This is a genomic window from Kitasatospora sp. NPDC004240, from assembly GCF_053603215.1.
This window is the reverse complement of sequence record NZ_JBSGFD010000271.1, coordinates 1-9,145: the sequence shown is the minus strand read 5'-3', so window position 1 is coordinate 9,145 and position 9,145 is coordinate 1. Positions and strand designations below refer to the sequence as shown.

Sequence of the window (9,145 nt, the reverse complement as noted above, 5' to 3'; positions counted from 1 at the left end):
GCGGGGCACTTGCTCCGCTGGCCGGCGCGGGTGGCGCCACCGACGCCTTGCCGATGGGAATCATCGTCGCCGTGCTGCCGGCGCTCGCTCTGCTCGCACTCGGCGTCCTCACCCGGTCGATGCCCGGTGAGCGCACTCACAGGCCGGCTCGCCAAGGACCTGCCGGGCACCGGCGACCGCGCCGGCACATCGATCGCAGACGAGCCGGCATCCAGTGAATCGGGCCAGCGTCCGGCGAACAGGGTGAAGTTCCACCCTGCGGTTGGACACTGTCCGTCTACGCCGCGAGGGTGTGACCTTGCTGATGCCGCTGGCGGATCTCGAGTGGCGTGAGGTAGCCCCCACTCGGGGTGCCTGCGCAGGCGCCTGCGGTTGTAGAAGGTCTCGATGAACGCGAAGACCTCCGCACGGGCGGTGGCGCGGTCCCGCCAGACCCGGGCGCCGATCTCCTCCTTCAGCACGGCGAAGAAGCTCTCGGCGGCGGCGTTATCGTAACAGGAGCCGACCCTTCCCATCGACTGTCGCATGTCCAACTCGCTGATCTCACAGCGGAATTCAGCTGACGTGTACACGTCGGCGGCCTTCGCCGAGGTCTGTGACGGGTACGGGATCCACCGCTCGATGGGACGGGTCGGCTCGTCCTATGACAATGCCCTGGCCGAGAGCCTGTGGCAGAGCCTCAAGCGCGAGGCGCTGCACGGGATGCCGCTCACGACGGTGGCCCGGACCAGGCTCGAGGTCTTCCGCTGGCTCACCTACTACAACACCCGTCGCCGTCACAGCGCGCTCGGCTATGTCTCATCGATCGAGTTCGAACAGCGGCACCACGCTCCGGCTAAACTCTCCCTCGCGGCATGAAACCCCTGTGTCCACACTCCGGGGGTCACCTCACATTGCCCCGCTCCCCGCACGGCAGGCACCGGCGCCCGCTCGCCGCGACCCGGCCCGCTCCGGCCAGGAGCCGGCCCACCGCGTCGTCACGCACCTGAACGCGTTTCAGCGGCTTCCCGGTGGTCGACGTCTTGGACCACGGGAACGCCCGTGCCCGGCACCAGCGGGGGCCGGTGCCGGGCACGGGTGTTTCAACAGGTCGTCATCTCAGAGCCGGAAGGGATTGCCTCCCAGCGCACCGAGCACGTACCAGGCGGTCGCGCCGGTGTGCAGGGACGAGTAGTACAGGTCGCCCTGCCCGGTGTCGAGGCCGTCGTGCGAGGCCGCGACGATCCCTGCCCCGTTGGTGTTCGGGGCGCTGCTCTGGGCCCTCTGCAGGGTGCTGATCAGCGCTGCGGCCTTGTCCGTGTCCCCCGGGGCCCTGCGGGTCTGGTAGGCGGCCAGCAGATGGGCGGTGCCCTCGAACCAGACGCCGCTGGTGTCGACGGCGCTGAAGCTGACGCCGGCGAATCCGTTGTCGGTGGCGGCCATGCGTCCGGCGGCCCAGTCCATGGTGCGGGCGTAGGCGGGGTCCAGGGTGGCCAGGTAGCTCCAGGTCTGGACGTCCTCGGGGACGGCGTCCTCGTTGACGGTGACCCCGTCCAGGCCGGTGCCGGTCCACAGGTGGTTGTGGTCGTCACTGAGCATGCTCTTGACGAACGCGAAGGCGTTGTCGGAGCGGTCCTTCCAGGCCTGGTCGCCGGTGAGCCGGTTCAGCATGGCGAAGAAGGCGCCGACGTCGATGTTGTGCTCGGTGGCCTTCCAGGTCCGCTGGACCATGCCGCTGCCGTCCTCCGCGGCGGAGGTGTCGGCGTAGCCGCCGGTGTAGCCGCCGATCCCGCGGGTGTCGGCGGAGTTGGTCTGGATCCAGTTGGCCGCGCGCAGCGTGCCGTCGAGGTACTTGCTGTCGCCGGTGGCCTTGTACAGGTGGCAGAAGGCCATCCCGGCCCAGGCCATGTTGCCGGTGTACACCGACCAGCCGCCGATGTAGGGGGTGCCCACGGGGTAGTCCCGGCCCAGGGTGGTGATGAACGGGTTGGGCAGGTAGGAGGCCCGGATCCGGCCGTCGTTGACCGGGTCGTGGTCCTGGGCGTACAGCAGGCTGTCACCCAGGTCCTTGGCGTGGGAGACGTCGCTGCCGGTCCCCTTGGTCAGGAGCGCGGCGATCGTCACGGCGTTGTCGTAGGTGAACGACGACTGGTACCCGGTCTCACCGAACCTGGTGCCGGGCCCGAAGAAGCCGCCGGTGTAGCTCTGCGGCACCCGGGGGCCGGACGCCGCGAAGGCGTCCATGCGGCCGTTCAGGAACCCGGTGGCCCGGCTCACCGAGTCGGCCGGGGCCTTCGCGATGACCGTGCCGGGCAGGGGCGGCATCGGAATGGGGTCCCTGGTTCCGGCGGAGCCGACGCACCTGGTGCCGCTGACGGACGTGTACGCGTACTCCAGGCACTTGCTGAGTGCCTGCTGGCCGTAGGCGTTCGGGTGGATGTACTCCTGCTTGGCGCCCTGGGGGGTGGCGAAGGGCGACACGGTCGCGACCCAGCGGACCCACTCCGCCTGTTCCTTGTGGACCGGGAAGCTCAGGTTGTCCTGGGCCGTGGCCTGGCCTGCCTGGCGGCTGCACAGCTCGTGTCCGGTGAAGGCGCCCGTCAGGTCGAGGTAGGAGGCGCCTCCGCGGTGTGCGGCGCGTCGGACCATGGAGCCGATCGCCGGGATGATCTCGTGGGCGGCCCAGTCCGCGTCGCTGTTGTAGAAGGGGCATCCACCCTGCTGCTGCCGCTCGTAGGACTCGGTCTCGTAGCGGTAGTAGGCACTACTGGCGAGCGGGGACGGGTAGGACTGGGCCACCAGGCGATAGTCGGCGTCGAGGTAGCCCGCGCCGGTCATCACGTCTCGGATGGCGCCGATCGTCTCCACCACCTTGTTCTCGACAGGGCCGAGGCTGGCCTCGAAGGTGCTCCTCCACGCGCCCTCGCAACGGGGCGAGAGGGGGTTGGGGATCATGAACTTCGTCGCGCAGGAGGTCACGATGTCGGAGAACTTCAGGTCGTTCCCGCCGATGGACAGCGCCACCAGCCTGATCCGGTAGTCCTCGGCCAGAGCCCTCAGCTGCTGCACCTGGGCCGGCTCGCCCTTGAATTCGCTCCGGATCACGTTGTCCGTGACCGCCCCCGAACAGGCCAGGTTGAACCGCCTGTCCACCGGGATGCCCTCGATGGCGGCACCGCGGATCTCCGCCACGTCGGAGCGGTCGCAGCCGTTGCCCCCGTCGGGGTTGGTGGTCCCGTAGACCCGGCTCGAATCGTGCGTGCAACTGGTCTCGTCACCGTTGCAGTTGACCGCCGCGCGGTCCGTGCCGTAGGCCGAGCCGTCGGGGCCGGCGTTGCCGTTCCCGTTCCACCGGCCGCCCTCGCCGGAGATGAAACTGTCGCCCATCGACACGATGGCCGTCGGCTTCTCCTGGACCGTCCAGGTCACGGTGGCGTGGTTGCCGTCGCCGCCGTTCCGGGTGACCTTGAACCAGGGCCGGTCGGTGCCGTCCTCGTTGTACTTGTTGCTGCCGATGTAGGGGTTGTCCCAGTACAACCTGATCGGGCGGCCGTTCATTTGCGGGTTACCGCAATTTTCGGTGGTGTACCGGACGAAGCCTTCCGCTCCGGTCGCAAAGCCGATGGTTCCCGATTGCCACCACGCCCGCTGGCCCCGCGGGATCACACTCTGAGGGACGCGGTCGCGGGATGGATACCAGCCGCCGTGCCACAGATACATGTCACTGTTCGGATCATTGCCAGGATCGCTCTCCTGCGTATTCCTCATCCGCAGGTCGCAGTCGAGCCTGTTGTCGAAGAACACGGTGGTGAGGCGGTCAATGAAGCTCTCCGGTTCGCACGGCACCAAAATCAGGAGCGGGTCGCCGGTGCAGGGCGGGAGCGGTACCAGGGGGACGGCCCGCGCGGGCTGGCTGCCCAGGGTCGAGAACAGACCACCGAGTAGGGAGAGAACGAGGAACACGACCAGGGGTCGCATTCTGCCCGAAACGCTGCTTCTCATCTTTTGTGCTGCATCTTTTCTGTCGGCAAGGCATGGGGTTCCGCCCATCCCGTGGACGTCCACGAGAACGCTCGCGAGATAGGGGGTAGCGCTTGAGGGAGGCCCCAGTTTTGCGCAAGGGGTTTGGGCTGCCCAGCCTCTTGTCCCAATCGATATTCAAAAGGGTTCGCCCGGGCAAATTCCCCTGCCCTTAGAGGCACGCTCGGATGACTGGCAGGGCTTTACCGTCCGCCCCGCAACGGTGCGCCATTCGGGCGTTTCTTGATGCGCGGGAGCGGCTTCGAACCCTCGGCCGTGCAGTCGCACCGGGTGCGGCGAGACCACCACCGGGCCTCTGTCACGCCCACGCCACCTCGCAGACCCGCCATAGCGCCCGGGTGGGACGACCGGTCCTGCTGTTTGGCGGAACCGGGGCGGGTATACGCGTGGCGGCACCAGAGGAATGACGGAGAGGTTCCCGGGTCGAGCCCCGGCGTGGAAGTCGAGCCTCTGTCCGGCCCGGGCAGTGTGCCGTCCACCGGCCGGGTGCCACCGCGCGACGATGCCGGGCCATGACAGGACGCGCGCTGGCTGCGAGGTTGATCGACGGCCTGAGCGGGCCACCGGATCGGCCGCGGTGGGCCCGCTCGGAGCGTCCGGTGAGATCCGGTGAGAGAAGAGGAGAGGCGTCATGACGGTGGTGCCGCAGGGTGGAGGGGGTGCTGCCGCGGCCGGAGGCCGAGGGTCGGGGACGTTGTACGACGTCGTGGAGCTGATTCTGGACCGGGGTCTGGTCATCGACGTCTTCGTACGCGTCTCTCTGGTGGGGATCGAGATCCTGAAGATCGATGTGCGGATCGTGGTGGCCAGCGTGGACACCTACCTGCGGTTCGCCGAGGCCTGCAACCGGCTGGACCTGGAGTCCGGGCGCAAGGCCCCGGCCAAGCTCACCGACATGATCGGCGGCGCCACCGGCAAAGGGGTGGAGGGCGTGGCCCGGAAGAAGAGCAAGGGGGCCATCGCCAACGCCGTGGAGTCGTTCACCGACACACTGCGCGAGCGCAACGAGCCGGACGCCGTATCCGACGAGCGGCGCCGGCCGGGCCGGGCCGCCCGGCATCGCGACGAGTGAACCAGCGGTTGATCGCCGTGGCGATCAGGTAGATCAGGTAGAGGAGAGGCGTCATGACGGTGGTGCCGCAGGGTGGTGGGGGCGCTGCCGCGGCCGGAGGCCGAGGGTCGGGGACGTTGTACGACGTCGTGGAGCTGATTCTGGACCGGGGTCTGGTCATTGACGTCTTCGTGCGCGTCTCCCTCATGGGGATCGAGATCCTGAAGATCGACGTGCGGATCGTGGTGGCCAGTGTGGACACCTACCTGCGGTTCGCCGAGGCCTGCAACCGGCTGGACCTGGAATCCGGGCGCAAGGCCCCGACCCGGCTGACGGACCTGCCCGGCGAGATGAGCCAAAGCGTCGCCCGCGGAAAGACCAAGGGCGCAATCACGGGCGCGGTGGAAGCGGTGACGGACACGATCCGCCGACATACCCAGGACCGCGACGAGGAGCCGGCCCCGCGCCGCCCCCGGTCGCGGGAGGAGTGAGTGAGGCATGGCCCTCTACGTCTACGCGATCACATCGCACAGCCACCCCGCACGCCTGGAGGGCGTGGCCGGGGTGGGCGACCCGCCCGAGAAACTCTCCACCATCACCGCCTCGGACCTGACGGCGATCGTCAGCACCGCCCCCGACGACCTGCGAGCCCGGCGCCGCGACGTCCTCGCCCACCAGGAGGTGCTGCTGCACCTGATGGCGCACGGCCCCACCCTGCCCCTGCGATTCGGCGCCCTCGCCTCCGACGAACAGCAGGTCCGCGACGCACTGGAGGAACACGCCGACTCCTACCACCAGCGCCTGCAAGCCCTGGCGGGCTGTACGGAGTACCTGCTCAAGGGACAGTACGAGGAAGCGGCCCTGCTCCGGCAGATCCTGCAGAACAGCGCCGAGGCCCGGCAGCTGAACGAGGAGAGCCGGCGCACCGGCGACCCCGACATCAAGATGCAGCTGGGCGAACTCCTCGCCCGGGAGGTCCAGGCCCGAGAGCAGGCGGCCGCGACCCAGGCCGTCGAGGCCCTGCGCCCCCTCGCGGGGGCGGTCCACGAGAACGAGGCCCGCGGTGAGGACTTCGTCAGCGCCTCCTTCCTGGTGGAGGACGAGCGGAGCGAGGAGTTCACGGCCGCCGAGCAGGAGCTGGCCGAGCGGTGGGGCGAGGACTGCCGGCTTCGGCTGCACGGTCCGCTACCGCCCTACACCTTCGTTCAGGAGTCCTAACCGCCGCGTGGGTCGAAGCGCGGCCACCAGTCGTCGTGGCGGTCCCCGAGGCCGCCGGCCCAGCCGTCGCCGACCGCCGCCGAAGTAGGCGGCGGCGGTCGGCAGGTCGGGGAAGGGCAGCGGCCAGCTGTCGAGCCAGCGCCTGATCATCGCAGGCATGCCCGGGTCGGGGGTTCCGGGGCTGGTCTCGACCAGGACGGGGGCAGCGAACCGTTCGGCCTTGCGGCCGCGGCGAGCAGGGCGGTGGGGCCGCCGAGGGACCGGCTGACCAGGACGGGCCGCTCAAGCCCGAGTGCCTTGGTGATCGCCAGGACGTCGGCGACGTGAGCGGTGCGCGAGACATCCCGTGGGCGGCGCTGGGAGCGCCCGTGGCCGCGCAGGTCGGCGGCGACCGAGGGCTACGTCGTCCAAACGGCCACTTCGACATCCACTCTCCCCGCAAATACCTGACGCTCCGCCAGCATATGGCGACCCGCGACGCCACGTCACGCCGCAGGGAGATCCGCGCTGGCCACGTACCGCCCTACCTGGCCATAATCAAGATCCTCAGTTCGACGCAGGGCCACTCGACGCTGTCGAAGGACAGCCAACCACCAGCCTGGCCGGCATCACCGACGCCGGGGTCGCCGCGCCCAGACCGCCGTGGCCCGCCATGACAGTCACTGTTTCCCTGCCAAGCAGACCGCCGGCGCGGGGCGCTCCGGTGCGCAGCACGCGATGGCGGTGAACGAGGCCATGCTGGCCTTCGTGCGGGGCGGGACCGCGCCGGGCGCCCCGGGCGGGGTGGGCACCATCACCGACTGGGCGACCGAGGTGGAGTACCTGCTGCCGGGCGGTAAGCGGAAGGTGCGGCCGGACGCGGTGTGGCAGGCCCCGGAGATCGGGGTGTCGGTGCTGATTGATGGTCGAGGTCGACCGCTCCACCATGTCACCGGAGCGAGTCGCGGCGAAGTTCACCGCCTACCGGGAGTTGTTCCGCACGAAGGTGAGGAGCACCGATCCGGCGCTGGCCGACGAGGAGCCGGCGGACCGGATGGTCCACTGGTGGTGCCGGGCCTGGCCCGGCCACACCCGGCCCGGCTACCCGCCGGTCGCCCTGGTCAACCGGCAGCAGGCGGTGGCGGACCTGGCGCGCGATGCCTGGGGCGGCAGCTGGTGGGTCCGCCACCGCGACGCGGGCGGGGACGGTTGGCGCGAGTACGACGACGCGGTGCCGGTCATCACCACCACCCTGGAGCTGCTGGCCGAGCACGGCCCCCTTGGCCCGGTGTGGTGGCGCTACGGCCGAGAAGGCCGGCGCTCCCTGCTGGACGCGCTGGAGAGCCCGGACACCCGCGAGGCGTACGACGAGCGCCAGAAAGCCCGGGAGAAGAAGGCCCGCCAGGTCCACCGCGAGCTGGTGGAGACCCTGGCCTGCGCCGACTGCGGGAACGTGCCGCCCCAGGAGAGCACCCTGGAGTACGGCCCCCAGGGACGGCGACAGGAGTGGACCCGCCGCCCGGGTGGCCGCTGCTGGTCCTGCCACGAGAAGGACCAGCAGCGGCGCGAGCAGGAGGATGAGGCCAAGGCCCAGGCGCGGCTGGAGGCGGCCCACGAGGAGAACGCGAAGCTGCGCCCGTGCTGGACCTGCCGGGGCTCGATCGGCGGGAAGGCGGGCTCGTTCCTGGAGTTGAAGGAGAAGGCCGGCCCCGGCCGGCTGGAGTGCCCGCCGTGCGCCGACGACCGGGAGGTGGCTGGGCTGGTGCTGCCTGCCCCGACCCGGCGCGAGCTACTGGCCGCCCGCGTCTCCGCCCCTGCCGATCCGTGGTGGGAGGACCGGGTGCGCACGCCAAGCTCTACCCGGTGAAGGACCGCACACGCACCCCGTGAGCGCCGGTGCCCGGGGGCTGTCACGGGTGTTGTCGCGACCCCCTGTCGCGTGGGGTGCTGTCGCCCCCTGTGACCTGCACGGATACCCGCGTTTCCCCGTGGCTGGTCCGGGTGCGACAGGCTCGGCACGACAGGGCCAGAAGTTGTCGTCGGACAGCGGCACGTAGGTGCCTGGGGACTCGTCGTATTGATCAGAAACTCAATTGGTTCCCATCGAGGGTGTAGCGGACCTGCGGACCGTGGAAGTAGCCGCGGACGATGTGGGGTTGGCGCTGGCGTCGGTGGAAGAAGCGTCGTGCTTCGGCGGCCAGTTCGGCCTGGTCCCGGGCGCGGTGGCTCATGGGCAGGCTGCGCTTGAGGTCGGCGTTGACCAGCTCGTCGGGGTTCAGTTCGGGCGAGTACGACGGCAGGAAGTGCAGTTCGACCTGGTCGGTGTGGTTGGCCAGCCAGGCACGGACTCTCCGTGAGCGGTGGGCCGAGTGCCGGTCCACGACGAGGTGGACCTTGCGGTCGAAGTGGCCGGCGAGCCGGTCGGGGAACCGGCACATGACCTTGGCGTCGAAGGTCTCGGTGAAGACCATGAAGTGCATGCGGCCCTTGGTGCTGATCGCGGACATGGCGTTGACCGGGAAGTGGTTGCCTGTGCGGCGCACGATCGGGGTGCGGCCCTTCTCGCCCCAGGTGCGGCCGGTGACCTGGTCGGAGCGGATGCCGACCTGGTCGGCGAACAGCACCTCGGCGCCCTCGGCCCTCGCCTTCGCACGGATCGCCGGCCAGGCCTCCTCGAGCCGGCCACGTACGGCCTCCGGGTCCTGCTCGACGGCCCGCTTGTCCGGACGCTGGAACGACAGCCCCCAGCGGCGCAGGTACTCGCCCACCCCCTGCTCGGTCCACCGCACCCGGTACAGCTTCGCGATCAGCGCACCCACCTGGGCGCGTGTCCACAGCTGCCCGGGAAGTCCCAGGTCGCACGGCTGGTGGTCGAGC

General features: G+C 69.9%; 8 protein-coding genes and 1 pseudogene. 5 read left to right on the top strand and 4 right to left on the bottom strand.

Going from position 1 to position 9,145, the window contains the following annotated elements; all coding sequences use genetic code 11:
- Positions 1-533 (bottom strand): integrase core domain-containing protein (locus tag ACWEQL_RS38550; RefSeq protein WP_452155623.1); only part of this gene is annotated, 533 nt, incomplete at its 3' end.
- Between the two features lie 34 nt (positions 534-567).
- Here ACWEQL_RS38550 and ACWEQL_RS38545 point away from each other — a divergent pair.
- Positions 568-858: pseudogene (locus tag ACWEQL_RS38545) on the top strand (integrase core domain-containing protein); the annotation flags it as partial.
- 240 nt (positions 859-1,098) lie between these two features.
- On the opposite strand, the gene ACWEQL_RS38540 reads toward ACWEQL_RS38545, so the two are convergent.
- Entirely contained in the window at positions 1,099-3,537 is a 2,439-nt protein-coding gene (locus tag ACWEQL_RS38540) for a hypothetical protein (protein ID WP_452155622.1), read from the bottom strand.
- A gap of 1,114 nt (positions 3,538-4,651) precedes the next feature.
- Here ACWEQL_RS38540 and gvpJ (ACWEQL_RS38535) point away from each other — a divergent pair.
- The 3 genes from gvpJ (ACWEQL_RS38535) to ACWEQL_RS38525 are packed head-to-tail and all read left to right on the top strand — an operon-like array spanning position 4,652 to position 6,289.
- Complete coding sequence (gene gvpJ / locus ACWEQL_RS38535) at positions 4,652-5,092, top strand: gas vesicle protein GvpJ (RefSeq protein WP_452155621.1); 441 nt, start codon at positions 4,652-4,654, stop codon at positions 5,090-5,092.
- Positions 5,093-5,145: 53 nt separating this feature from the next.
- Entirely contained in the window at positions 5,146-5,562 is a 417-nt protein-coding gene (gene gvpJ / locus ACWEQL_RS38530; RefSeq protein WP_452155619.1) for a gas vesicle protein GvpJ, read from the top strand.
- A 7-nt stretch (positions 5,563-5,569) separates the two neighbouring features.
- Entirely contained in the window at positions 5,570-6,289 is a 720-nt protein-coding gene (locus ACWEQL_RS38525) for a GvpL/GvpF family gas vesicle protein (protein ID WP_452155617.1), read from the top strand.
- Positions 6,290-6,435: 146 nt separating this feature from the next.
- Here the strand turns inward: ACWEQL_RS38525 and ACWEQL_RS38520 are convergent, their stop codons facing one another.
- Positions 6,436-6,669 carry an alpha/beta fold hydrolase gene (locus tag ACWEQL_RS38520; protein ID WP_452155624.1) on the bottom strand — a complete coding sequence of 78 codons (234 nt, stop codon included), beginning with the start codon at positions 6,667-6,669 and terminating at the stop codon, positions 6,436-6,438.
- A gap of 521 nt (positions 6,670-7,190) precedes the next feature.
- On the opposite strand from ACWEQL_RS38520, the gene ACWEQL_RS38515 reads away from it, so the two are divergent.
- Positions 7,191-8,135 (top strand): hypothetical protein, encoded by a 945-nt coding sequence (locus tag ACWEQL_RS38515; RefSeq protein ID WP_452155615.1) that lies wholly within the window; start codon positions 7,191-7,193, stop codon positions 8,133-8,135.
- A 214-nt stretch (positions 8,136-8,349) separates the two neighbouring features.
- Here ACWEQL_RS38515 and ACWEQL_RS38510 read toward each other — a convergent pair.
- A partial coding sequence (locus ACWEQL_RS38510) for an IS630 family transposase (protein WP_452155613.1) occupies positions 8,350-9,145 on the bottom strand: 796 nt, incomplete at its 5' end.

Bases quoted from the DNA above. Each gene is read 5' to 3' on its own strand.
- ACWEQL_RS38540 (WP_452155622.1), bottom strand. From the start codon at position 3,537: ATGAACGGCCGCCCGATCAGGTTGTACTGGGACAACCCCTACATCGGC.
- gvpJ (WP_452155621.1), top strand. From the start codon at position 4,652: ATGACGGTGGTGCCGCAGGGTGGAGGGGGTGCTGCCGCGGCCGGAGGC.
- gvpJ (WP_452155619.1), top strand. From the start codon at position 5,146: ATGACGGTGGTGCCGCAGGGTGGTGGGGGCGCTGCCGCGGCCGGAGGC.
- ACWEQL_RS38525 (WP_452155617.1), top strand. From the start codon at position 5,570: ATGGCCCTCTACGTCTACGCGATCACATCGCACAGCCACCCCGCACGC.
- ACWEQL_RS38515 (WP_452155615.1), top strand. From the start codon at position 7,191: ATGGTCGAGGTCGACCGCTCCACCATGTCACCGGAGCGAGTCGCGGCG.